Origin of the sequence: Jeotgalibacillus aurantiacus, assembly GCF_020595125.1 — a bacterium.
GTDB classification, from domain to species: Bacteria; Bacillota; Bacilli; order Bacillales; family Jeotgalibacillaceae; genus Jeotgalibacillus; species Jeotgalibacillus aurantiacus.
This window is the reverse complement of sequence record NZ_JACNMS010000003.1, coordinates 246,442-269,679: the sequence shown is the minus strand read 5'-3', so window position 1 is coordinate 269,679 and position 23,238 is coordinate 246,442. Positions and strand designations below refer to the sequence as shown.

27 protein-coding genes are annotated in these 23,238 nt (G+C 45.1%); 5 read left to right on the top strand and 22 right to left on the bottom strand.

What is annotated here, in order from left to right; genetic code table 11:
• Window positions 1-6: 6 nt before the first annotated feature.
• A complete protein-coding gene (locus H7968_RS11005) occupies window positions 7-1,464 on the bottom strand; it encodes a PTS mannitol transporter subunit IICB (protein ID WP_227396201.1) in 1,458 nt (485 codons plus the stop codon).
• Window positions 1,465-1,738: 274 nt separating this feature from the next.
• Here H7968_RS11005 and H7968_RS11000 point away from each other — a divergent pair, with 274 nt between their 5' ends.
• Entirely contained in the window at window positions 1,739-2,503 is a 765-nt protein-coding gene (locus tag H7968_RS11000; RefSeq protein ID WP_227396200.1) for an STAS domain-containing protein, read from the top strand.
• Window positions 2,504-2,934: 431 nt separating this feature from the next.
• On the opposite strand, the gene H7968_RS10995 is transcribed toward H7968_RS11000, so the two are convergent.
• Genes H7968_RS10995 through H7968_RS10985 form a run of 3 tightly spaced genes read right to left on the bottom strand, consistent with a single transcriptional unit; the run spans window position 2,935 to window position 5,020 of the window.
• On the bottom strand, window positions 2,935-4,107 hold the full coding sequence (locus tag H7968_RS10995; protein WP_227396199.1) for an alanyl-tRNA editing protein: 1,173 nt from the start codon (window positions 4,105-4,107) through the stop codon (window positions 2,935-2,937).
• An 18-nt stretch (window positions 4,108-4,125) separates the two neighbouring features.
• Complete coding sequence (locus tag H7968_RS10990) at window positions 4,126-4,824, bottom strand: CBS domain-containing protein (protein WP_227396198.1); 699 nt, start codon at window positions 4,822-4,824, stop codon at window positions 4,126-4,128.
• Between the two features lie 4 nt (window positions 4,825-4,828).
• A complete protein-coding gene (locus H7968_RS10985) occupies window positions 4,829-5,020 on the bottom strand; it encodes a hypothetical protein (protein ID WP_227396197.1) in 192 nt (63 codons plus the stop codon).
• 112 nt (window positions 5,021-5,132) lie between these two features.
• On the opposite strand from H7968_RS10985, the gene H7968_RS10980 reads away from it, so the two are divergent.
• Window positions 5,133-5,690, top strand: coding sequence for a PadR family transcriptional regulator (locus tag H7968_RS10980; RefSeq protein WP_227396196.1), 558 nt, complete (start codon window positions 5,133-5,135; stop codon window positions 5,688-5,690).
• 2 nt (window positions 5,691-5,692) lie between these two features.
• Window positions 5,693-6,166, top strand: coding sequence for a DUF4188 domain-containing protein (locus H7968_RS10975; RefSeq protein ID WP_227396195.1), 474 nt, complete (start codon window positions 5,693-5,695; stop codon window positions 6,164-6,166).
• Window positions 6,167-6,206: 40 nt separating this feature from the next.
• Here the strand turns inward: H7968_RS10975 and H7968_RS10970 are convergent, their stop codons facing one another.
• From H7968_RS10970 to H7968_RS10955, 4 genes are read right to left on the bottom strand one after another with little or no spacing between them, the layout of a single operon-like run.
• Window positions 6,207-6,653 carry a hypothetical protein gene (locus tag H7968_RS10970; protein WP_227396194.1) on the bottom strand — a complete coding sequence of 149 codons (447 nt, stop codon included), beginning with the start codon at window positions 6,651-6,653 and terminating at the stop codon, window positions 6,207-6,209.
• A 54-nt stretch (window positions 6,654-6,707) separates the two neighbouring features.
• Window positions 6,708-7,253, bottom strand: coding sequence for a nucleoside/nucleotide kinase family protein (locus H7968_RS10965; protein ID WP_227396193.1), 546 nt, complete (start codon window positions 7,251-7,253; stop codon window positions 6,708-6,710).
• Window positions 7,254-7,267: 14 nt separating this feature from the next.
• Entirely contained in the window at window positions 7,268-7,480 is a 213-nt protein-coding gene (locus tag H7968_RS10960; RefSeq protein ID WP_227396192.1) for a hypothetical protein, read from the bottom strand.
• 11 nt (window positions 7,481-7,491) lie between these two features.
• Window positions 7,492-7,929, bottom strand: a complete 438-nt coding sequence (locus H7968_RS10955; protein WP_227396191.1) for an NUDIX hydrolase — start codon at window positions 7,927-7,929, stop codon at window positions 7,492-7,494.
• A 137-nt stretch (window positions 7,930-8,066) separates the two neighbouring features.
• Here H7968_RS10955 and H7968_RS10950 point away from each other — a divergent pair, with 137 nt between their 5' ends.
• Window positions 8,067-8,429, top strand: coding sequence for a YciI family protein (locus tag H7968_RS10950; protein WP_227396190.1), 363 nt, complete (start codon window positions 8,067-8,069; stop codon window positions 8,427-8,429).
• A 100-nt stretch (window positions 8,430-8,529) separates the two neighbouring features.
• Here the strand turns inward: H7968_RS10950 and H7968_RS10945 are convergent, their stop codons facing one another.
• The 13 genes from H7968_RS10945 to H7968_RS10890 form a co-directional block, all read right to left on the bottom strand.
• The gene (locus tag H7968_RS10945) at window positions 8,530-9,606 is read right to left on the bottom strand and encodes a peptidyl-alpha-hydroxyglycine alpha-amidating lyase family protein (RefSeq protein ID WP_227396189.1); all 1,077 of its coding nucleotides are present in this window, start codon (window positions 9,604-9,606) and stop codon (window positions 8,530-8,532) included.
• A 92-nt stretch (window positions 9,607-9,698) separates the two neighbouring features.
• Window positions 9,699-10,223, bottom strand: coding sequence for a GrpB family protein (locus H7968_RS10940; protein WP_227396188.1), 525 nt, complete (start codon window positions 10,221-10,223; stop codon window positions 9,699-9,701).
• A gap of 79 nt (window positions 10,224-10,302) precedes the next feature.
• On the bottom strand, window positions 10,303-10,650 hold the full coding sequence (locus tag H7968_RS10935; RefSeq protein ID WP_227396187.1) for a nuclear transport factor 2 family protein: 348 nt from the start codon (window positions 10,648-10,650) through the stop codon (window positions 10,303-10,305).
• 40 nt (window positions 10,651-10,690) lie between these two features.
• Window positions 10,691-12,544: a ribosomal protection-like ABC-F family protein gene (gene abc-f / locus H7968_RS10930; RefSeq protein WP_227396186.1), complete on the bottom strand. Its 1,854-nt coding sequence runs from the start codon at window positions 12,542-12,544 to the stop codon at window positions 10,691-10,693.
• Between the two features lie 104 nt (window positions 12,545-12,648).
• Window positions 12,649-12,783, bottom strand: coding sequence for an RAxF-45 family protein (locus tag H7968_RS18110; RefSeq protein ID WP_319799494.1), 135 nt, complete (start codon window positions 12,781-12,783; stop codon window positions 12,649-12,651).
• A 93-nt stretch (window positions 12,784-12,876) separates the two neighbouring features.
• Window positions 12,877-13,389, bottom strand: a complete 513-nt coding sequence (locus H7968_RS10925) for an AAA family ATPase (protein WP_227396185.1) — start codon at window positions 13,387-13,389, stop codon at window positions 12,877-12,879.
• Window positions 13,390-13,405: 16 nt separating this feature from the next.
• Window positions 13,406-15,031, bottom strand: coding sequence for an aminotransferase class V-fold PLP-dependent enzyme (locus H7968_RS10920; protein ID WP_227396184.1), 1,626 nt, complete (start codon window positions 15,029-15,031; stop codon window positions 13,406-13,408).
• Window positions 15,032-15,073: 42 nt separating this feature from the next.
• Window positions 15,074-15,616, bottom strand: coding sequence for a glycerol-3-phosphate acyltransferase (locus H7968_RS10915; protein WP_227396183.1), 543 nt, complete (start codon window positions 15,614-15,616; stop codon window positions 15,074-15,076).
• Window positions 15,617-15,754: 138 nt separating this feature from the next.
• Window positions 15,755-16,291: a hypothetical protein gene (locus tag H7968_RS10910; RefSeq protein ID WP_227396182.1), complete on the bottom strand. Its 537-nt coding sequence runs from the start codon at window positions 16,289-16,291 to the stop codon at window positions 15,755-15,757.
• Window positions 16,292-16,351: 60 nt separating this feature from the next.
• Window positions 16,352-17,992, bottom strand: coding sequence for a sodium:solute symporter family transporter (locus H7968_RS10905; protein ID WP_227396181.1), 1,641 nt, complete (start codon window positions 17,990-17,992; stop codon window positions 16,352-16,354).
• Between the two features lie 3 nt (window positions 17,993-17,995).
• Window positions 17,996-18,265, bottom strand: a complete 270-nt coding sequence (locus H7968_RS10900) for a hypothetical protein (RefSeq protein WP_227396180.1) — start codon at window positions 18,263-18,265, stop codon at window positions 17,996-17,998.
• Between the two features lie 761 nt (window positions 18,266-19,026).
• Window positions 19,027-20,697 (bottom strand): SLC13 family permease, encoded by a 1,671-nt coding sequence (locus H7968_RS10895; RefSeq protein WP_319799493.1) that lies wholly within the window; start codon window positions 20,695-20,697, stop codon window positions 19,027-19,029.
• Window positions 20,698-20,877: 180 nt separating this feature from the next.
• Entirely contained in the window at window positions 20,878-21,513 is a 636-nt protein-coding gene (locus H7968_RS10890) for a TetR/AcrR family transcriptional regulator (protein ID WP_227396179.1), read from the bottom strand.
• A gap of 180 nt (window positions 21,514-21,693) precedes the next feature.
• Here H7968_RS10890 and H7968_RS10885 point away from each other — a divergent pair, with 180 nt between their 5' ends.
• A complete protein-coding gene (locus H7968_RS10885; protein ID WP_227396178.1) occupies window positions 21,694-22,434 on the top strand; it encodes a glucose 1-dehydrogenase in 741 nt (246 codons plus the stop codon).
• A 209-nt stretch (window positions 22,435-22,643) separates the two neighbouring features.
• Here H7968_RS10885 and H7968_RS10880 read toward each other — a convergent pair whose 3' ends face one another.
• Window positions 22,644-23,228 (bottom strand): GNAT family N-acetyltransferase, encoded by a 585-nt coding sequence (locus tag H7968_RS10880; RefSeq protein ID WP_227396177.1) that lies wholly within the window; start codon window positions 23,226-23,228, stop codon window positions 22,644-22,646.
• Between the last annotated feature and the right edge of the window lie 10 nt (window positions 23,229-23,238).

Here is a 23,238-nt window from a genome sequence, read left to right as displayed (position 1 = left end):
TAACGTTTATGCAGATTCATCTTTCCGCTTTAATTCATTGACCAGCTCGTCGTATTTTGGACTGCCAAGGAAATTGTCAACCGAGATATGACGTGCATCCGGACGTTTTGCTATTGCACGTTCCGTTAAGTCTTTGTGCGTAATTACGATATCCGCATCCTCAGGAATCTGATTAATTGCTGTGTTTGTCACAAAAATATCAATATCCGCTTTCTTGAATTTGTTTTTCAAAAGAGAAGCACCCATTGCGCTCGAACCCATACCGGCATCGCAGGCAAAGATCACTTTATTAACAGGTCCGGCAACAAACGTTGATGTGTCAGCAGCAACAGGCTCCTGTGTCGCTCCGCCTGTTAAATGAGCGGCAGCAGCACTTTTCTTCCCTTTCATATCCTGCATACGCTCTGTTGCTTCAGTCAGCGCATCGTCTTCTTCGGTAGACTTCGTCACTTTCAGTAAGAAACCTGCAGAACCGAATGATACTGCTGCTGAAATGAACACACCGGACAGCATGCCAAGGTAGTCACCACGCGGCGTCATGGCCAGATAAGCAAAGATACTACCCGGTGATGGTGTTGCCACAAGACCTACATCCAATAGTGTGAAAGTCAAAATACCACTCGCACCACCAAGGATCGCTGCCACAATCAGCACAGGCTTCATGAGGATATAAGGGAAGTAAATTTCGTGAATCCCTCCAAGGAAGTGGATCACACTCGCGCCTGAAGCAGATAGACGTGCCATCCCTTTTCCAAATACCATATAAGCAAGCAGGATTCCAAGACCCGGTCCAGGGTTGGATTCAACCATAAACAGAATCGACTTACCTGCATCGGCTGCCTGATCGAGTGCAAGCGGTCCGAGAATGCCATGGTTGATCGCATTATTTAAAAACAGTACTTTCGCTGGTTCAACAAAAACACTTGCCAGCGGCAGCAGGTTGGCATCCACGATCACTCTTACACCTGAAGCCATGACTTCGTTCAATCCCTGCACAACCGGTCCAATTCCCGTGTAGGCAATCAGCGTTAATGCACCACCAAGAATCCCTGCAGTAAAGTTATTGATCAGCATTTCAAAGCCTTGCTTTACTTTTCCTTCAAATAGCTTATCGATCTGTTTGATCAGGAAACCACCAAGCGGTCCGAGTATCATCGCACCGAGAAACATCGGGATATCCGTTCCGACAATCGCACCAATCGTGGCCGTCGCACCAAGCACCCCGCCTCGCATGCCATAAATCATATGTCCGCCGGTAAACCCGATCAGTAAAGGCAGCAGGTACGTAATCATCGGTCCAACGACAGTTGCCAAATCTTCGTTAGGCGCCCATCCTGTTGGAATAAATAAAGCAGTAATAAGTCCCCAAGCGATAAATGCACCGATGTTTGGCATAATCATGCCGCTCAAGTACGAACCAAACTTCTGAATTTTCGCCTTCACACCTGACTTGTTCCCTTCCATTTTTGTTCCTCCTTTAGTTGTTTTCACTGACTTTCCAATGTTGTTAATTTAATAATAAAGCGCTTACTTATGCAAAACAATGAATAGAAAATTCAACTTTGTCATCTGCCATGTGGACATTTTTTAATTAACAGACTTTTGAAGGAAGTGAACAAAATCCCTGTTTTTTGAATTATTTTAGCTGAAAAGGATTAACAGCTCCGATTAGGTGGAAAGGGAAAGAATATCGTATAATATAGGCTGATTAATTTTACGTAAAGGATAGGAGATCCCCATGACAGCATATGGCGTTATTCCCGCAGCAATTTCACCGCTTGCTGCACTGGACAGCATCGGCGAAACGATTTTATTAGCGGATCACGAATATAATATTGTCTGGATGAATTCATCTGCAGCCAATCTGTTAAATGGCGTTGCAGCTGCTTATGGCCTCAACAGCAGTCTCGAAATGATTGGGCAAAATATGGACCTGTTCCATAGCTTTCCTCCCCATCAAAATGAAATGATGAAACGGCTCAAAGGCCCGCACAGAACAAGAATCACGATTAAAAATCTGGTCGTTACAGATATCGTCGTCACACCCATCCGGTCAAACGAAGAACAAATTGACGGCTATATTGTGATGCTGATGGATGTAACCACAAAGGCAGCTGAAGAAGAGGAAAAAGAAAAGCTCATCGCCTCACTTTCCACTCCAATGATGAAAGTCTGGCACAATGCCATCGCTCTCCCGCTGATCGGAGCCTTTGACAGTGAGCGCTTTAACCTTCTCGTAACCAATGTGTTAGAGGAATGTGCATCAAACCAGATTGACTATGTCTTGATTAATTTAAATAAGGTTTACTTCAATGAAAGGGAACATACGACACACCTTTTCCAAAAGTTGATTGACTGCCTTCGCCTGATCGGCACAAACTGCATGATCGTAGGGGTCACACCAGAGCTCGCAATGGCGATGAATAACCTGGATCGCGATGTGAGAATATTTACAACGACTTATGACGGGATTCAGTACATTATCTCTCAGGATCATGAATAAGAAAAAAGCTGTCCGCAGTGGACAGCTTTTTTCTTTGGTTTGACGCGGAGAGATAGGGTTTGTGGATGTTGGATGGCTCCGCGCGAGTGTTGTGATGGTCATTCGGGCATGTGGCTTGGATGAGGAATTGTACTGTTCCAATGAGTTTTTTCATCGATTCAGATTTTTATTGTACTGAATGGTGCTTTCATTCAATCGTTTCAATTTTTTATTGTATTGTTCAAGTTATACAGTCCCTTTTTTGTTCTGTTTCAACAAAGGATTGTAACGATCCGAAACGGAATTGTATCGAATCAAAAAATAATTGTACTGTTCACATTTGAGGCAAGCAAAACCACTGTCCACCTCCAAACCCCACTTTTTGCCGCGAAAAGAGCCTCCATCCCGATTAACGGGCCACACTCCGCGCAAAACAGTCCTTACACAAACCTCTACACTTCAGCCTCCAGGACGCTGAGCAGTTCATCAGCAGTCATCAGCTTTTCTCCGCCACCCTGGACAAAATCAGGCTTTCCGCCGCCTCGTCCATTAATGAGAGACAGCCCTTTTTTCAGCGGAAGATTCATGTTCAGATCAATGCTGCTTCCCCGGGCGCATACGACCTGAAGTTTATCTGAAGTCTCATTGACAAAGAGAACGATCCGGTCGTCTGCTTTTGTTGTAATGTTTTTTGCCAGCTGCTGAAGATCGGCAATCGCCTGATCGTGAAAGATCTCTTTTATCACGTGATCGGAAGTTGAGATATACCGGTCTGCCTGCATTTCTGCAAGCTGTTTCTTCAGCTCTTCCCTTTCCTTTTCAAGGTCTCTGACCTGCTCAAGCAGACGGTCCGCAGCCTGAGGCAGCTGATCCTGTGGTGCGCTCAATTTTGCCGTCAGACTTTGCATCACTGTATGCTTTTCACCAAGCTGCTTTCGCACACGTTGTCCGCATACGAAATAAACCCGGATATTCCCCTTTTGCTTTTCGGTGTGAAGTATTTTCAGCGCAGCCACTTCACCTGTTGAACCGGGATGTGTGCCTCCGCAGCCGTTATAGTCAATGTCAGGGATGATGACGAGCCGGATATCTTCTTTTACTGATACCGCTTTGCGAAGCGGGTATTGACTCAGCTCATCATAGGCCACCCATTTCGTTTCAATCGGATGATTATCAAGGATCACCCGGTTCGCGTCTTCTTCGGCCTGCAGCAAGGTATCTTCAGGAAGTGAATCCACTTCAAGATCAATGAAGCAGATATCCTGCCCTAAATGAAAACTGATGGTTTTTGCGTGAAACTGATTTTCAAATACAGCCGATAAAATATGCTGTCCTGCATGCTGCTGCATATGATCAAATCTGCGCTGCCAATCGATCTCGCCAGTTACGTGACCGGTAACTTTTGATTCGGTGTAATGACGGATTTCACCTTCGACTTCTTCCACGTCCTCAACCCGGACCCCATTTAGTGTCCCCTGGTCGAAAGGCTGCCCGCCTCCAGTCGGATAAAAGGCCGTCTGATTCAGAACAACGTAATGTCTTCCCTGCTCATCTATATTTGTTTTTTCAACTTCAGCCTCAAATTGTTTTACATAGACATCTTGATAAAATAGTTTTTCTGCCATAAAAATCGACTCCTCTTTCTATGTTTCCATGACATCCCACGGCGTAACGATGCCAAGAATCCGTTCGGTACTGGCTCCGTTTTTCGTAATAATGAGCGCAACCAGCTTCTCCCCACGCTCTGCCGCCTGTGCGAATCGATCCTGCGCTTCATATACACTCATTTCTTTCGGAATAAAACGGTAGTTTTGTTTTCGTTTATCAAAAGGGAGCAGATCTTTCACCTGAACACCTTTAATTGAAATGGACTCTTCATTTAAATGGGAAGCAAGCCAGTTGGCTACACCGCTGTCTGTGACCAGTGTCTTAACAAGCTTCTGCTGATCGACCACCGGAAACTGTGAATACTCTTTATTTTTCATATTACGGAGCACTTCCCGTAACGTCGTGTCTTCATGAAATGTTACAACATCTTTTATGAACCTTTCCACTGTCGGCGGCACGACCAGACGGCTGCGGATTTCTTCAATTAATTCGACCACATAATCAGTCGGCTCAGCAAGCACTTCCTCTGTGTATGTATGGACAATCGCGTTACGCAGCTCCGCAATTTCCTTCAAGTCCTGTAAATAACGCTTCACAATTCTGTCATTTCGCTGAGACGCCTTATCAACAAGTGCATGAAAGCTCATGTAATTTCCTTTATTGTGCTTGTTCTTAAGGTAATTTTCAATTTCGTTAAAGTCTTTGAGAAATTCTCTTGAGTTTGAAGAATCCACGTCGTCACTCCTTCTTTTTGTATACATGAGGTTTTCGCAGCCACTTTATAAAAAAGTATGCCGCGATCATATAAATTGAAAACCAGATCGACTCCATGATGTCCGATTTTTCTGAAAGGATCGCGCGCACCAGAATAATCGCAATAAAAGCAATGATATAAAAGCTGATCGTCTGTGCAAGAGATTTTTCTCTCACATTAAGATCCCCTTTCGTTTGTAAAATTATTTCAAAAAACACTTTACTTTAAAAGCAAAAGGTTTTATTATATCTTTAAGATATATAACTAAAAGATATAGGTGGTGTCTATTTGGCAAAAGAAAATCATACACCTTATGTATTGCTTGGTATGATGACAACCGGCTGCAACACCGGCTATTCAATGAAACAGATGATTGATAACAGCCTGAGTCATTTTTGGAAAATCAGCTACGGTCAGATCTATCCTTCATTAAAAAAGCTGACAGATGAAGGCTTAGCCCTTTCAAAAAAAGAACCGCAGGCTGATAAACCGGACAAGATTCTTTATGAAATCACAGATAAAGGACGTCAGGCACTTGAAACATGGCTCGTTTCCCCTGTTGACAGCGGGCTTCCTGTTCAAAAAAATGAATGGCTGCTCAAACTGTTTTTCAGTCGTCATGAGCCGGCCCATACAGCGATCGCAAAGATTAAGCAGTACGAAGCTCAACTTCAGGAAAGGCTCTCTGTTTACCGTCAGATTGAACAAATGATTAAAAGTTCCTCCATTCGCTCCGAGGATGAACAATTCTGGTTATTTACTCTCCGCCACGGCTTTAAAACAACGAATGCTGCCATCGAATGGTGCCGGGAAGTCACGGAAGAACTTCAAAACGAGGAGGAATAACAATGGGTAAAAAGCTTGAGCAGGGACGGTTTATGGCCACACACGGACAGGAAATGACAGTTTTTATGATTGGAATGCGGGTCAATAAGTTCTGGGCGGTTCATAAATGGTTTCCGGTTTTTATGACAATGGGTCCAATGCTACGGGAGCTCTATACGCATAAGGAGCTCGGCTTTTTATCAACTGAAACCTTAATGGGATGGAGAACGATCACGCTTGTTCAGTACTGGAACTCTAAAGATCAGCTTTACGCCTATGCCAAAGGGCAGGAGCATATGAAAGCCTGGAAAAACTTTTATCAGAAGGCTGCCAAATCAGAGGCGGTCGGCATTTTCCATGAGACATATGCCGTTGCTCCGGGCACTTATGAAACGATCTATAACCGCATGCCTGCTTTTGGATTATCGAAAGCGATTGGCGTGCAGCCAGTGGGAAAGAAGATGGAGACCGCAGCTGACCGGCTAAAAGCACAGTAAATAGAAGAAGCACCGCGTCACTGGACGCGGTGCTTTGTCCTTACATCCAATTCACACCCCATAAACTTTGAATCAAAACCATATAAACAACCATTACGATACTCAATCCGAGAAATAGTCCGATCAATCCTCTGAATCGATCTGTTTTGTTCAAAGCGAATATGAATGTGATTAAAACGGCTGCTGTGACAGCATAAAATACAAAAAACATGCTATAAGTACTGAACGGGCCCAGAAATAAACTAAGCACTGCGAGCTGTAACAAAAAAGCCGCCATAGACGCCGCAGCCCATTTAGATGGACCTTTCGTAACCGTCGTATTCCAAACGGCGAAAATAAACAATGCTGATATTAGTCCCCCATATCCCCATTCAAATAGACCAAAGAGACTTTCCTCATAAGCGGCCAGCATGTAGCCCGCAATTAACAAAGGAATAAATAACAACATAAGCCAGGCATTGGTTTGAATTCTTTTCGTTTCGGTCATAATGATTGTACCCCCCTGCTAATAGAGGCCGGCTTTTCGATAAAGCCGGCTGTTTTATTTTGTAACAGCAGATCCATAGTAAAGATGGCGCAACACGCTGGAAACAAGAAGTGCCGGATCCTCTGTCCCGTCAAGCACAAGATCAGCCGTTGGTATGACCTGCTCTTCCATATATACATAGGCCCTTCGGCTATCTGATAAATAATGCGCAAGCTCTTCTACGATATCCTTCTTTTCCCGCTGATCCCGAATGATCCTTCTGGCCATCGCAACATCCAGTGGTGTATGTACATAAATCGAGATATCAATGCGGGCTGAGATGTCAGGGTGAAGGTAACTGAATGGGTAATCAAGAATGAGATAAGAAGGCGGGTGATCTCCTGCGATTACCTGTTCAATCTGATCAGACAGCGGGCTGACATCCCATGCAAGAGGATCAGCTCCGTCATCTACCCACTTCGTTAAATCTTCAGGAGCCTGCTCGAAATCAATATCATCAAAATGTATCGCCTCAGAATGAGGAAGTGCATGAAGCAAACGTTGAGTTAATGTCGTTTTCCCTCCACCTGAAACAGCCGCAATCGAAATAATCTTCGTCATTTTCCACACCCCTTTTACGGATTTGATCGATAAATATCTTTAATTTTGGCGGTTGTCAGCTGTGTCAGAAAAACCAGGATCACTAAGATTAAAATAGATAGACTAAGATTAGCAAAGCCGCTAAACACAAACCACCTGCCGATCGACAACTGCATAACCGAAAAATACAAAAAGAAAATAGCCCCGAACTGAAGAATGAGAAAAACTCTTCTCAAAATATTCTCCATGGTTACACCTCCTATTTTTTAAAAGCAGCGTCTGTCCCGGGTTTAATCTTCCCCTGCAGCATCTGCAAATAAAATTCCCGGTCTTCCGGAAATGCCAGTGTCAGCTGCCCAATTTCACCTGCTGATTTCCATGCGATGTCATAAATGAGTTCATCCGGGTCCTGAATGACAGCACTGCCTCCTGTACATTTGACAGTGTAATAATGGACGAGGACATCAACATCATCAAACCTGGTCTCTTTTGTATGGAGAAAGGATTGTATCTTTGTCGTATAACCGGTTTCTTCGAAAATTTCTCTTACACAGCATTCTTCAAAAGTTTCCGTTAGCTCTTTTCCACCAGATGGAACCGTCCACTTTTTATCCTCACCTGGTGCCGCCTGTAATACCATCAACAGCTCATTCTTTTCATTCACACAAACGCCCGCTGCCCCCTGCCAACTCTTCATCATAACCCTCATTTCCAAGTAGGTAATATCTAACATTATATCAGTTTTCTGAAAATTCATCTTACTAAATAAGTAAATTTATAGTAGGATTTATTTGTGAATTAATTCACAAATCATATTTAATGAGGTGCATAACAATGAGGTTCCTGATTTTATATTCAAAGGGCGACCAATGGATGGAGCAGATCGCCTTACACAATCAATTATCTATTCCGGAACACGCAGTGTATGTCCAGGAACATTTTGATGTCGGAATGGTTGTTCTGGCAGGGGCATTCGGAGATGAAACAGGTGGAGCAGTGCTGATAGACGTTGCATCAAAAAATGAATTACATACATTTATTCAAAATGATCCCGCAGTGATAAGCGGTGTTTTCAGCTATGAATTTAAAGAGTGGGGTAAGAAGATGAGCAAATTTGAAGGAATCAGTCCAGGGTTTGATCAGGGCTATGTTGACTATAAGCATGAGATTCAGAGGGAATTGAAACTGACAGAGTAACATTAATAATGTGACTTCCTTGAATAAAAAAGCACAGATACATATTTCAATTCATTCACTTCTTTTTGCACGACGTATAAAAAAGAAGACTGGGTGACCCTCAGTCTTCAAATACAAAAGCTTGAACACGCTTATTTCTAAGCTCCGCTATATAAACTTCTCCCTTTACTCCAACAGCAACATCGTGGGGCAGACCAAGTTCTCCGGCACCCTCACCATGAACACCAAATCGTTCTACTATTTGTCCCGATAAATCCATTTTAACAAGCTGATGGAGTCCATCTCCTCCCTCAGGATAAAGCGTGTTGCCACCAGACACTACATATAGCTCCTGATCATGACTGACCTCTAAACCAAAGGGACGACCGAGTTCTGGCTGATCCCAAGTGTCAATAATCTTACCTTCCTTGTTTAGCACTTGAATCCGTGCGTTACTTCTATCAGCAACATAAATGTTCCCTTCCTTATCGTGCGTAATTCCATGTGGCAGATAAAAAGATTGAAGATTATTTCCCAGGCGGTCATGCTCCCACTCAACTTCTCCATTTTCAGTAAACTTCACTACACGACTATTGCGGTATCCATCACTTACCGCAAAAGATCCGTCTTCAAATACTGTAATATCTGTAGGCCTCGCAAAAGTCGTTTCACTCATCGAAACCGGAGTTTGAGGTAATTCATTTCGCATTTGCAATATAGGCTCAAGATAAAACGGATAGTCATCACCAAAGCTTTGAAGCAGCTGTCCATCTGATGAGAATGTAAATACTTTATTTAATGAAATATCAGTCACCCATACTCGATTCTCATGATCGATTTCCATTCCATGTGGGGACTTAAAAATACCCGTTCCCCACTTATCTTTTACCTTACCTGTCTCTCCATCAATTACGACTACAACCGGATCTTCAATGATTTGATCATCCGCAAAACCAGCAGCTGACCGATGGAGGTAATAAAGATCACCATCTGAATTTACAGCAACCGCGCTTGCTTCACCTGCATCTTCCACATCATCTGCTTCGCGAGGCCATACGATCTTTGAACTGACTTCATTAGGCAAAGGAATTTCAGGCACATTTTCCTGATAAATCACTTCTGCTTGTCCACTCCTCAACCACAGAAACAAACCAATCAACAACGTAATTCCTGATATAGCAATGAAGACCTTTTTCATGACTTACACTCCTTTACTTTCGTTCACGTAAAAAAGTGTAATCCCAGTTGTATCAAAATATAAGTAGCTCAAGCTGTAAATTAAGATCAGCCTTAAGCCTTAGATCTCTCCTTTAATGCCCACTCATTCGCTTTTTTCGCCAGTTCACTTACAAAAGGCTGCTTTCTGGTTTGATATTCCTCGTGCTGATCCGGGAACTCTTGTAGCAATTGAAGTTTCAACTCACCATATGCTTTCGCGTCAGTTGGATGCTCCAACAGGTACCGCTTAAAATTCAGGTGAATATCAATTTGTTCATTGCCCTTTTCATAAAGGTGCACATGGTGCGTCCGCTCATTTCCACCCTTCGTAAAAAAACGGCGTCCCGGGATCCCGTTCTCCCCACAGACCTCATAGCCAAGCCTCTCCATGTCAGCACTCAGCCGGTCTGCTTCTGAAATATCCTCCAGCTCACCTAAAATGTCAATGACAGGCTTCGCATAACCAATCGCCGGAACTGAGGTGCTACCTATATGATAAAGAATTGCGCTATTAAATATATTCCTAATGGCGGCAGCCTCCCGCTCAAACTCCTCAGCCCATGACTCCGTATAAGGCATAATCGTTGTTTTCCTCACGTCATAATCCTCCTTTTGTAGACAGGGGGGGCTGTCCCTAAAGTCTTCAGTAGACCTGGGGACAGACCCTGCCTCTACACTACCTTGCAACCGTACCCTGATGAAAAATCATCTGCCATTGATCTTTTTCTTTTTTCCAGATGGAGCAGCGGTTGGCTTTTTCGTTTGTTTGGTTATTTTTTGATTGATAGATTGCCTGCACGGTATCAGAAGTAAGGACCCGGATATCAAAGCCTTCTACTGTCACGTCAATATGCCCGGCTCCTTCTTCTCCCATCAGATCTTCTTTTCTCCAGGTCCCGCCTGACTTGCCGAATTCCAGAAAGTCTTCGTGAATCAGCCGGTCGAGATCCTCAAGAGATGTTCGAATTTCGTTGTTTAACAGCTCTTTTTCGTGAAATAATATCTTTTGTTTTAATTCATTCATACGCTCCATCTCCCTTTGAGTTACAGCAACCTGAATCTGTTTATTCCTGACTCTGCAGCCACTGATCATATAACGCTTCCAACTCACGCTCCGCATGCTGTTTATCATTTAAAAGCTGCTCATATGCCTCCCAGGCATCCTGAATAGCCAGGATTTCGGCCTCCAGGTTCTGAATGTCTTTTTCAAGCGCCTGAATGCTCGCTTCAATGTCTATCTCTTGCTTTTCCTGCTGTCTGGGCTTTTCCTGAGCAGGTTTTTTCTCAACTGAAGGTTCATCTCTGAGCTCAGGCCGCTTGGACTTCGCCCAGTCGTAGTGACCGTCGTATAAAGTCAGTTCTCCATTTTCCAACCAGGCAGTTTTGTGGAATAGCGCATTTAAAAAATACCGGTCGTGTGAGATCGCTAAAATGGTGCCTTCAAACTGCTGAAGCGTATCCTCAAGCACCTCACGTGATTCAATATCCAGATGATTCGTGGGTTCATCCAGCACAAGCAAGTTGATTTCATCATGCATCAGCTGGGCAAGTCGCAGCCTCATGCGTTCGCCACCACTCAAACTCTCAACTTTTTTAAAGACGTCATAGCCGTAGAATAAAAACCTGGCCAGAACGTGGCGCGCGTCCCCTTCTGTCATCGATACATGTTCTCTGAAAACGTCAATAACGCGCATGGATGGATCTCGATAGGAGAATAGCTGTGAAAGATAACCGACTTTTACATTACTGCCAATCCGGCAGCGCCCTTCATCCGGCTGGACATCACCTGTAATCATTTTGATCAGCGTCGACTTCCCTGTCCCATTCCCACCAACGATGCCGATATGATCCTGCCATTTAACAGACAGATTTACGTCACGGAAAAGCCAGTGCTCATATCGCTTCCCAACATGCTCAAAGGTCACAACGTCTTTCCCGCTGCGATCACCTGCATCGAGCGAAAGATTCATCTTTTTAACCGTCACCGGCTTCTTAACACGCTCCATCCGCTCAAGTGCCTTCTCCATTGATTTTGCTTTTTTAAACAGCTTAGGATTTGGCGGATTCGCTTCGTTCGCCCACTGACGCAGACGACGGATCGCCTCTTTCATTTTCTTGATTTTTTTCTGCTGCTCCTCATACTCGTGGAACTCCTGCATGATGCGCGCTTCCTTCTCTTTTACATAGGCATCATAATTTCCTTTGTAGCTGTAGGTTTCACCATCCTCAATTTCAACGATGCGTGTCGCTGTCTGATTGAGAAAATGGCGGTCATGCGAGACCATCAGGATGGCTCCATGATGTGCCTTCACAAATCCCTCGAGCCATTCAATTGCGTCCATATCCAGATGGTTGGTCGGCTCATCAAGCAGCAGTAAATCCGGGTTTTTCAATAAAAGGAAGCCAAGCATGACCTTCGTCTGCTCCCCGCCGCTTAACTGACAAAATGGCTGGTCAATAAAGCGGCTCAGCTTTAGTCCCTGGATAACAGCCTGAATCTTGGCATCACGTTCATATCCGCCTAGAGCGGTGAATTGTTCCTGCAAATCACCGTATTTCACAAGCAACCGTTCAAGTTGAACAGGATCTGCCTGACCCATTTCCCGCTCCAGCTCCTTCATCTGCTTTTCCATCGAGACAACTTGTTCGAACGCGGTTAATAACACAGCCTGACCGGTCCAGTGTGACGGAAAGGAAGGAATCTGATTGAGGTAGCCAACTGACAGCCCTTTTTTCCGGATGATACGGCCTGCATCGACCGGCTCATGTTCAGCCATCAGCTTTAATAACGTTGTTTTGCCACAGCCATTCGGACCGACAAGCCCCACGACCTCGTTCTCTTTCACTTCAATTGTCAATGATTCAAATATTTTTGTACCGCCCATCATTTTGGCGATTTGTTCTGCTTTCATATACATACCCGGTTCCTCCAGTACAGCTGAAAGAACAATCTTTTCAAGACAAAAAAGGACTGCCTGATCAACAGACAGTCCTTTTGCGCACGGCGAAAAAGAATGGTTCATCAGCTGGATTTTATTCGTATTTTGCTAAAAAAGGGCAGACTTGTCCCGTTGTTCGCAAAATCATGAATTTGAGCATGTGTAAAATATAAGAAACTAACCTGTTTTTCACATGCTAATCCAGCAGACTTATTCATTCCTTTTCACCTCCGTTCATATAAGTTGTCAAAATTATAGCACAACGCCATTCTTCAAATCAATACTGTAGATATAGGGGGCAGACCCCATTTCTACAGTAGTTTCTTTGCCAGGCGTTTTCGGTCTCCCTGATTCTTAATAGTGATCAAGCAGCACTGAAGTTCCCCGCAAATCCGAATCACATTCGGCTTCCCGTTCTCCTCGAAGTAGCGGTCCCATTTGAACATTTTTTTATAGATTGTCCAGGTTGGATCGTAATGCACGGCTTCGAGCTTTAAGCGCTGTTTGATAAATCGTTTTGTAATTCTCCATTTACGCACATTTCGCGGCGGATCCAGAAACACAATGGCATCGGCTTTTTCAAATGTGCTGTGCGTCCATTCTTCAGAATGTACACCCTCCACAATCCAGGAAGAACGATCCAGAATCTCACTTAAAACCAATTCCCTTTCCTCTTCCGTTCTCCTTCTATCCTCAAGCCCTTCCTTATTACGCTCCCACACTACCTGATCGAGCTCAACAAACGGCGTCCCGGATAGCTCAGAAAGCCATCTTGCCAAAGTCGTCTTCCCACTGCCAACTGACCCGACAATACGGATTTTCATATGATCACTCCTTCAACTAGAAGTGGGCCTGTTCCTCTTCTCGACTGTAGACTTCATGGACAGACTCCATCTCTACACTCCCTGCCAGCTCCCTAAACACCTTTACCGTCACTTCGATCGCCTGTTTCAATCCTTTTTCCTGATGGGATCCCATGACTGCTGCCTGAATCCAGTTGCGTTTCAACAGGTACTCACTCTCATAGCTGATCAGGACGCCTTTTTGTTTGCAGCGGTCTCCAAATGCTCTGCTTGAAATGGTTGATGGCAGCTGTGCAGTAACGATTCCGTGTGAATACGTATCATCCCCTAAAACAGCCAGGCCACCCCCCTTCCACGCAGCTCTGACGTCATAGTCAGTAGCACTATCCAGATTTAATGCAGTACGTAAAGCACTCACCAGGTTTGAAGAATGCGTATAAGGTGTTTCCTTTCCGCTGTACATGCCTAGATCAAGGTAACGCGGCAGTCCTGTATGCTGTTTGATTTCCTCACGATGCAATACAAGCGCGAGACCCGGATAGGAGCCAAACCCTTTCCCACTAACCGTTGATGCAAAAAGCACATCGCTGTAATCCGTCTCCACGACACCAACACTGCTACATGCATCGAGACAAACATCTACGTTAAAAGAGTTGCACACGCTGATTAACTCTTTAAGATCCGTCACATAGCCGGTTGACGTTTCACAATGGACTGTCCACAGCCAGGTAATCGATGGATCATCAGCCAGCTTTTCAGACACCTTCTTCATATCAAAAGGCACATTCCAATCTTCAGGGACCCAATCCACATTTAAATCAAAACGTGCAGCATGATCCATCAGCCGCTCGCCGAACTCACCATTAGACAGAATGAGTCCCTTGCCTTCTTTTAGAGAAAGCTGCGCTGCGATCAGATCGTTGGCCAGTGTGCCGGTGCCAACCGCAATAGAGGCAAAACGTGCGTGAGTTCTGTCACACAGCAGCTTCTTCACCTCACCCAGCTGCGCACGGAATTCAGTACTCCGATGAGAAATCGGCGTCTGGCTGAAAGCTTTTACCACAGCAGGGTCGAGCTGAACGGGGCCCGGAAGCAAAGAATATGACTCCTTCTGCTTACGAATCATCAGCCGTTCAAACGCTTTCGTCGACCGTTCAAAGCTCTCTTTCGTCAAATACATCGGCTGATAAAGCGCCTCCTCAGTGCCGACAAGATCAGCAAACGGCTCAAAACCAATTCTTTTATAAAGCTTCAGCTGCCTCACCGTTCCTGAAATCAGGGCAATCGTGAACCCTTTTTCCAGACAGTACGCCAAAAGCTGTTCACAAAGACGGTAAAAAACCTGAGTGCTCCTCCACTCCTTGCGAATCGACAACAAACGAATCTCACAGGGCCGGGCTCCTTCAGGTAAATACGCATCAAGATGCCCAAGCTTCGCATCCAGCGAAAACGGACGTCTCGACCGCACCGCAATCATGCCAACCACCTGCTGCCCTTCCTTCGCAATCATATATGTATTTTCGTCATGAAACCGATCCACCAGCACCCTCTGCTCATTCACATCATGCTGAGGAATCTCCTCCACAAACGTCTCATAATTCAACGAATGAACCTGCTCCAACTCATTCACATCCGTTGCCACCTTATACACAAGCGTCCCCATCCAAATCCCCCTTACTGTAGACTTCAGGGACAGACCCCAAGTCTACTTGTTATAAACGAGCAGCATATAAATAAACATGCCGCTCATGCCGAGTGATACGACTGATACACCGAAAACGTAAAACAGGAAACCAAGCACTGCGGCCATGGCGATGAAACCTGAGATGGTGTAGCGTCGGGACAATCCATAGACGACGACCATCGTGCCTGCCAGAACAGCCAGAATGAGCGGTTGAAGCCAACATGCCCCTGCCAGAAAGACAACGATGCCTTTACCGCCTCTGAATTGCAGGTGGGCAGGGTATAGGTGACCTAATAATACGAAAGCAATTGCCACAACCTGCGGCCACAGCAGCCCGTCAAACCAGACCGTAACCAGCCATAATGCCAGCCACGTTTTCACCGCATCAATCAATAAGGTCAACAGAAACCCCGTCTTCCCCATCACTCTCCCGGCATTCGTCGCGCCCGCATTACCACTTTCAAGCTCCCGGATATCCTGCTTTTTCAACCATTTTGTTAAATAATACGCGCCATTGATGCACCCCAACAAATAAGGAATCACAACTGCCATTAAAATTGTCATTCGAATATCCTCTTTATCTATGTATTTCCAATAACTTCATTATATCGGACTGACCACATTTACGGATAGGTAGATTCATTAAAATCCTATTCTCTCACCATTTAAAAAAGCACCTCTTCAATGAGATGCTTTTATCGCCTATGCAGGCACCACAATATAGTAAATACTCGCTAAGAATACAAAGGCCAGCGCAACGGCAAGGTAAGATTTTTTCGCGTCAAATCCCTGCGTTGCCTTAACGACCTGGACACTCATTAAGTACATCCAGATCAGGCCTGCCACTAAAAGTACGATCATCAGTCCGTTTGCCGTGCCTGTTAAAAAAGGAACACTTAAAATACCCGGAAGCAGTGACACAGAAGTCGCTTTGCTGATCTCCCGGAGCACTCCCTTGCCGCCGAGTCCCCGTGAGGATGCCCATAACAACAGTGATAAACCGAACCTTGTCAAAATCGCCATCAGCAATCCGAACAATAAAAAGATCCCCGGCACAACCACCCACCTGAGCGCCTGCGAGTCAAAGTCACTGACGTAGCCCCAGTTTGCTGCAATCGAAATCAACCCATACCCGAGACCAACTGCAATCAAAAGCAGCCGGCTCCATACCGTTACTTTCGGAGACTGCAAAAAGGTCTTAAACGCTGCCTCATCTAACATCATCATTCTTGCGACCACTTTTTCATCCCCCATACAATCAGGCTGATGCGTTCGCACCAGCCCTTTTTTATTTACACGTTACATACCCCAAGGCATCAATGCCCACACCGCAACCGCAAAGCACACCACTACAGTGACACCTGCACCGATTTTGCTGTTATAACGGTAAGGCTGAACATCCTTCCAGCCATGAATCTGTTCGATCAGCTCGCTGTCCTGCTTTTTCGTTAAACGGTTTTCAAGCGACGGAATACGATTCGTGATATAAGACACGACAATCAGCAGAATGAAGCTGACCGGAACCGCAAGCAGGGCACCTGAAATCCCCATTCCATCCGTGACGCTGTGGCCTGTCAGCACGATATTCGGGAAGACAAACGGCGATACGATAATGTAAATGGCACCACCCACTACAGCAGCAGCCATCGCCCCATACTTATTCGCTTCCTTCCACCATACACCCACAATGATCAGCGGTGCATTCGTTACACCGGCAAGACCAAACGCCCACAAAATACTGACAACAAGAAATGCCGGAGGTTCAATCGCTAAAATAATACTGATCACACCGCCAACAAAAATCGCGATATAGCCTAAACGAAGACTCGCTTTCTGAGAAATATTCGGCTTTAACGTAGCCACGATATCCTGAGAAAGAAGAGCGCCAATCGCAAGCAGGTTTCCGCTGAGCGTAGATAACCCGGCAGAAATCGCACCTGCAATCACAAGTGCCGTCACCCACTCAGGGTTATACACAAGATTTAAAATAATCGTCAGCTTATCCGCATCCGCAGCTGACACCTCAAGTCCCTGCGTGGCTGTTGCAAAAACACCAACAAAGCCCATCGCGTAAGTCGCTGAGAATACAAGTCCAAGAATAAATGCAAACCAGACCATCGCAGAGCGCGCACTTTTCAGACTTGAAGCCGTGTAAACACGCATTGCCAGGTGAGGCAGCCCAAGCGCACCGATTGTCAGTGCCGGAATAATGGCAAAGTACCATTTAGGTGAAAATTGATAGTCAAAAAACGTCGGCACGGCTTCAAGCATTGCCGGCACCATATCCGCATACAGTAGCGGCGGGAAATACCATCCGTTACCACCAACAGCCTTCATAATCGCAGCAAGCGGAACGATAAACATCAGCGCCATGATCACCATCTGAATCGCTGCATTATTCGTCGCTCCGGCCATTCCCCCAATGGTCACGTAACCGACAATAATCAATCCACCGACAATCAGACCCGTCATATACGGAATACCAAGCAGCGTCTCAAACGTCACCGCAATCCCAATCATCTGACCAAGCGCATACATGATCGACACAAGAATCATGAACAACGCGGCAATAATTGACGCCTTTACACCATAACGATTACGGATGAAATGCGTTGGCGAAAAAGCGCCCATCCGGCGGAGACTCGTTCCATAAATAATCGTAATCAGCGGAATCGCCAGGATCAGCTGAATCCACAATAAAATAAATGGTGCCTGAAGATTTAAGATAAGTGCAGTAATGCCTAAGAACGTAGCTAAACTCATATACGTTGAAGCCATTGCAAGCCCGTTTGTAATCGGCCCTACATTGGATTTACCAACGTACAATTCCTGAGCAGACGCGCTTTTTCTGTTTGATATGTAACTGACCGCATAAAACATGACGAACGTTGCCACTACAACGATAATACCCATGACTGGATTAGATAGCTGCCATTGCATCCTTTACGCCCCCTTTGCTTCCTTTGATGACTCTGCTGCTTCATTCTCCTGCTCAATCTCATCATCAATCCGGTTGCCAATCTTCCCGGCTACAATCGTTAAGAAAAACACGCCGAACCACCCCATCAGAATCGGCACGATGTATTTCACAGGAAAACCGAACATCATTGCCTCTGTTGGAAAAATCGAAAAGATCAATCCAACATTCCCCACGAGGACAAATGCCGCTGTCATCCAGATCGTAAACTGAACTTCTTTTTTGTAAGCTTTCATGTCATCCCTCCGTTGTAAAAATTTCTCCCATTGTGTTCGTTTGACGACTGAGCGTTCGTTCAATTCTTGCGACCGAGCGTTCGCTCATTTTTTAAATACAAACAACCCTCCTTCACATTTCTGTAACAAGTTGATTGTAAGCGCTACCATATTTTTGCGTCAACAATATTTTTAAATTTTCCGAAAACTTATTTTTGGATGTTATTTCAATAAAATATCATCTTGCTTCTGCGTTCAGAAATTGGTCTGACCAGTCTGCTTGTTATATGTCTCATGCAACAAAAGTCCGTTCTTTATAATCCCCATTTTCATTATGCTGGAAATCTTTTATTCAAAAGGATTTTATGGCCAATGTAAAAGCCACCCTTTAGCAGGATGGCTTTGTTAGATGGGTTGTGTTGTTTATAGACAGAAAACTGTCGGCCCCGTATAGTCCATTTGACACTGAACTCACAAATTCTGCGAGAAGCTCACGAAATCGTGACCGGAACTCACAAACCCGGCAGCTAACCTCATGAACTTTACCCGCTAACTCACAAATTCTCATTCCAACCTCACATCGAAATCGGCCGCAAGTATTTTGCAAGCTGTGCTGGTTATTCATAGCGCATCCCGCATAGGTCTATTTTCACAATCCCGCGAACCAATCTTAATATTTTTCGAACCGAGTACATAATCTTGCGAACCATAGCTATCATTTTGTGAAACACACTTAACACTTTACGAACCAGCAGCAAAATTCGGTGAAACACTCCCGCACTCTACCTCAACGAATCCGGGAACGACGTAAGATCTATGCCAAACACTAGCGGAAGCAGCAGTGTTACAAAGCCAACGAGTGCGATTGTCGCGAAAAGATTCATCCATAACCCGGCTTTGACCATATCCATCATCTTCAAATAGCCTGATCCAAACACCACGGCATTTGGCGGCGTGGCTACTGGCAGCATAAATGCACATGATGCGGCAACGGCAGCTGGAACCATGACGGCAAATGGATGCACATCAACAGCGAGCGCCAATGCAGCCATAATCGGCATCAGCATCGTGGCAGAAGCCGTGTTGGACGTAATTTCAGTTAAGAATACAACAACCAGCGATACAACAGTAATAATCACAATAAACTGGACGCCATCAAGGACCGTTAAGCGTTCCCCGATCCACACATCCAGACCTGATGAACCGAATCCGCCTGCAATCGCTAGACCTCCCCCGAATAACAGCAGAATGCCCCACGGTACATTTTTGGCGGTATCCCAGTTCATCAGTTTGACTCCCTGATATTGAAAAGAAGGAATTAAAAACAGGACAAGGGCTCCGGCAATGGCGATCATCGTATCATCAATCGCCGGACTGATGTACTCCTGTAACACAAACGAACGTAAGATCCACGAAAGGGCAGTCGCACTGAACACAACCGCGACCATCTTTTCATCCGCACTCATTTTCCCCAGTGCTTCACGCTCTCTTTTAATGACTTCTTTTCCACCAGGAATGTTCTTCAGCGTCATTGGGAAAGCAAATTTCACTAAATACACCCATGCAAACAAAATCATAATGACGGCAAATGGAACCCCAAACAGCATCCACTGGGCAAATGACAGGTCAATGCCGTAAATGGCACGGAGCTGGGCTGCCAGGATCGTATTTGGCGGCGTTCCGATTATGGTTGCAATTCCCCCGATCGAAGCGGAAAAAGCAATTGCGATCATAAGTCCTTTAGCAAAAAGGCTTTTTTGATGTTCTGCATCCTTCACAGAACCATCATCAATTAGGGATGACATTTGAAAAATGATGGCCGTTCCAATCGGCACCATCATCATCGCTGTTGCCGTGTTTGAAATCCACATAGACAAAAAGCCTGTTGCAGCCATGAAGCCAAGCATGATGCCGCTTGTGCTTGTCCCGACAAATGAGATAATGCCGAGCGCAATTCGTTTATGCAGATTCCAACGCTCCAGAGCCAAAGCAATAATAAATCCACCAAGGAATAAAAATACAAGCGGATCTCCATAGCTTGGGGTTACATCACCAACACCAACACCCGCGACCAGCGGAAACAGAATAATCGGCAGCAATGACGTTGCCGGAATGGGAATCGCTTCTGTGATCCACCAAGTCGCGATCCATACTGTTGCGGCCAGAACACCAAGTGCTTCAGCTGATAACCCTTCCGCCCGGAAAAACAGCAACAAAATAATAAACAAGGCAGGTCCAAGAAATAGACCGACTTTCTGTTTCGCTGAATAATCCCTTCCCTCAGGTGATGGCTGTCTAAAGGTACCAGTCAGCTTACCTGACGCCTTCGCCATACGATCCGGATCATCACTTTTCGGACCACCCGGGTTCATATTCATTCTAAATAAAAGCAGTTCTTTAATCCGGTCATGACTATCCCATGACCTTTCCCACAATCTCTTAACCGTATCCAAATCCTCACTCCCCTTTATTAAAGCGCTTTCATAATTATGCATTATAACAGTATTTTTTAGGAGAGCGAAAGGAAAATGCCGCACAATTCTAAAAATAGGCTTTTTTCCTATGTAGAAAAAGGGTCTGTCCCTAAAGTCTACGGGAGACTTATAGACAGACCATTTTCTTTCCTTTCTCAGTTATTCAAATGGGATAAATCTCGCTTTTTCAAGCATGGATGGCGGCAGCAGCGGCTTAACGATGTATGTGCAGTCGGGCTGAAAGCGGAGGATATTTAAGAGTTGAGAAGCCATCTGAGCCGGTGTTTTCTGATAGTTCGTTTGGATCCAGTGTGTGATGAGTCCTGTGATGGCTGTTGAATGATAAATGGAATAGAGCTGCTGATCAATGTCGATTGCCTGCAGCTGATAATCAGATAAAATCATGGATTGAATAGCTTCTGAGAGTTTTTGCTGAAAGACTGGAAGGAGAGATGAGTAAACAACGTTAGTGAAAAAATCCCGACGTTCATAGATTGATCGAAACAACGTTATTTCTGAAGATGATAAATCCTTTAATTGAAAGGATGGAAGGTTCACATACGGCTCACGGTAAGCTTTAACAAAACGGGTCAATTCATAGGAGAGGGTCTGTTCAATCAGATGGTCCAGGCTGTCGTAATGGTGATAAAACGTACTGCGATCAACACCTGCCAGTTTAGTCAGACGCGTCACCGTCAGTTCATCAAAGGTAAGATCCTGCATCGTCCGCAAAAGAGCATCCATCATTTTTTGACGTGTCCGCACGACACGTTTGTCCGGATAAAGATTGTTCATCAGTGCGCCTCCCGTTATTTTATTCGACAAAATACGCCAAACTGTAGAATAACAAATGACAGGCCTATCGTCCCCGTTCTTATTTCTTATTATACTATAAGTACACAGCATTTCTGCATTCGACAAATTTCGGCAGGCGTGCTGTAAAAAAAGCGAATACATTAAGGGAGGGTTTCAAAAATGGGACGTCTTGATGGTAAAGTCGCGTTAATTACAGGTGGTGCCCGCGGAATGGGTGCTTCACATGCCAAAGCCTTTATTGCAGAAGGTGCGAAGGTCGTGATTACAGATGTGCTGACAGAAGAGGGTGAAAAAACAGCACATGCACTAGGCGATCATTGTGTATTTTTCAAGCACGATGTGACCAGTGAAGAAGAATGGAAAGATATCGTTCATAAAACCGAGGAGCATTTCGGGCCGATCAGTGTTCTGGTGAACAATGCCGGAATCGTGATCCAGGAGCCGCTTGAAAGTCTAAGCCTCGAAAACTACCGGAAAGTGATCGACATCAATCAAGTGGGCGTATTTTTAGGGATGAAATCAGTGCTCCCGTCCATGAAAAAGGCTGACAAAGGCTCCATCATTAACATTTCATCTATATCTGGAATGGTGGGCCAGGCCATGACGCTAGCCTATAATGCATCTAAATTCGCAGTGCGCGGTATGACCAAATCAGCAGCCGTTGAGCTCGGACCGCACGGCATTCGCGTCAACTCCATCCATCCAGGCATCATCAAAACACCGATGACACAGACACCGGAACTCGAAGCCGTACTCGAGCAAATGCTGGCAGGCATCCCACTCGGCAGACAAGCGGAACCCGAAGAAGTTTCCGCACTATGCGTATTCTTAGCTTCAGATGAATCCAGCTACTCATCAGGCTCTGAATTTATTATTGATGGTGGAATGATTGCGGGGTAACAATGTGAAACGGGTCTGTCTTAGATAGAGACGGACCCCAATTTCTTTTAGTGGGACATGTTTGCGGAATTTCTTCACTCGGGGGAGTTATTCGATCGTTTGAAATTTTTATTCACTCGTTTCAAAAATGATTTCACTCTTATGGAAAATTAATTCCATCAAAACCTCTTGGCCGGACTCTTTTCCCTTCACAAGGCCCGGTGATTCCTTCATTCCACTCCACGAATCCCTTCATTCACGCTCACTTTTCCATCACATCCAAATGAGCGTACTTCTCCCCCACCAAGCCATCTTTTCCAGATCATATGATGGGCTCCCTGTCCCCAGTGGTCCCTCAGCAACACATCTGCATTCCCAAAGCGACTCACCCAGTATTGCTGAGAGCTTTTAAACCCGGCATCGAGATAATAAAAGTCGTGCCCGAGACGTAAAAGCTCCTCTTCTGCAAATGCCAGTAAGGATTGAGCGACCCCTTGCCTCTGGTGATCAGGGTGGATATAAACGCAACCAACCTCTAACCTGCCAGGCTCAGGTGTCAATCCGCATTTCATCAGCTCGCCCGGTTCAAACAGCGCAACCGTTCCGACAACCGAATCCCCATCAAAAGCTGCAAAAAATCTTATCTGCTCACCCTCCAAAGAATCACGCGCCATTCGCTTAAGCCGCCCGACCTCCTCATCAAAAAGCTGCTGATCATGACGCAGTCCCTCGCGATTTAAAAGATCGCGGAGACATTCTGAAAAAAGCTGATCTGTTTGTTCTAAATGGATATATTTCATTGTCTCTATCTTCATTGTGACCTCT